The organism is Baekduia sp., from assembly GCF_035996765.1.
In the GTDB taxonomy this organism is placed as follows: domain Bacteria; phylum Actinomycetota; class Thermoleophilia; order Solirubrobacterales; family Solirubrobacteraceae; genus Baekduia.
Window position 1 is genome coordinate 1 of record NZ_DASYJG010000069.1, and the last position, 1,606, is coordinate 1,606.

General features: G+C 69.6%; 1 protein-coding gene and 1 pseudogene. Both read left to right on the forward strand.

Annotated features, from left to right (window positions below; translation table 11 throughout):
- A pseudogene (locus tag VGO10_RS15660) lies at positions 1 to 289 on the forward strand (branched chain amino acid aminotransferase); the annotation flags it as partial.
- A 279-nt stretch (positions 290 to 568) separates the two neighbouring features.
- Positions 569 to 1,606: homocitrate synthase/isopropylmalate synthase family protein (locus tag VGO10_RS15665; protein ID WP_349258951.1), on the forward strand; the 1,038-nt coding region annotated here is incomplete at its 3' end.

Below are 1,606 nucleotides of genomic sequence, written 5' to 3' on the forward strand. Positions count from 1 at the left end.
CGACTCGCTGCTCAAGCTGGCGCCGCAGCTCGGCGTCAAGGCGGTCGAAGAACCGATCACCACCGACCAGTGGCAGGCGGAGTGCGCGGCCGGCGAGCTGACCGAGGTGTTCGCCTGCGGCACCGCGGCGGTCATCACCCCCGTCGGCCGGGTCAAGAGCGAAACCGCGGCGTGGACGGTCGCGGGCGGCGAGCCCGGCCCGGTGACCATGCGCCTGCGCGAGGAGCTAGTCGCCATCCAGTACGGCCACAAGCCCGACCCGTTCGGCTGGATCCATAAGGTCTGCTAGCGCGAGACCCGCGCTCACTCGCCCGCGGCGCGCCGGCTGGCTTCGGGCGGGATCCGGCTCGCGTCTCGGATGGTGAGATAGATAAGCCAACTACCGAACGGGTATGGCAGACTGTCACCGTGACGTCAGGCCGCATCATTATCGGCTGGCGCGTCGGCACCTAGGGCAGCAGCCCTAGCGCCGGGACAAGGTCCCGGACGTCGGCGCGCAGACCTCTCGCGTACTCGCGAGGGGTCTTTTTGTTTGCGCGGCCCACAACCAATCCCAGGAGACAATCCGATGCTCGACGACACCTTTCACGTCTACGACACGACCTTGCGCGATGGCGCCCAGCAGGAGGGCCTGAACCTCAGCGTGGCCGACAAGCTCGTCATCGCGCGGCAGCTAGACGAGCTCGGTGTCGGCTTTATCGAGGGCGGCTGGCCCGGCGCGATCCCGAAGGACACCGAGTTCTTCCGCCGCGCCGCCACCGAACTGGACCTCAAGCACGCGCAGCTCGCCGCGTTCGGCGCGACCCGCCGGCCCGGCGTGAAGGCGGCCGACGACACCCAAGTCGCCGCGCTGCGCGAATCGGGCGCGCCGGTCGTGACCCTTGTCGCCAAGAGTCACGACCGGCACGTCCTTCTTGCTCTGCGGACCACGCTGGAGGAGAACCTCGCGATGATCGCGGACACGGTCTCCCACCTGCGCGAGAACGGGCAGCGGGTCTTTCTCGACGCCGAGCACTTCTTCGACGGCTACCGGTCCAACCCGGACTACGCCCTGGAAGTGGTCGGCACGGCCATGCGGGCCGGCGCCGATCTGGTCGCGCTGTGCGACACCAACGGCGGCATGATGCCGAACGAGCTCGGCGACGTCGTCACCGCCGTCCGCGGCCGCACGCAGGCCCGGCTGGGTATCCACTGCCACGACGACACCGCCTGCGGCGTGGCCAACACCCTGATCGCGGTCGACGCCGGCGTCACGCACGTGCAGGGCACCGCGAACGGGTACGGCGAGCGGGCCGGCAACGCCAACCTGTTCAGCGTGGTAGCCGGCCTGCAGCTGAAGAAGGGCCGCCAGGTCGTCCCGGACGCCGGCCTGGTGGAGATGGCCAGGATCGCGCACCAGATCAGCGAGGTCACCAACGTCGCGCCGGACACTCACCAGCCCTACGTCGGCCTGTCCGCCTTCGCCCACAAGGCCGGCCTGCACGCGAGCGCGATCAAGGTCGACCCGATGCTGTACCAGCACATCGACCCCGCGCTGGTCGGCAACGACATGCGGATGCTGGTCTCGGACATGGCGGGCCGCGCGTCGGTGGAGCTGAAGGGCCGC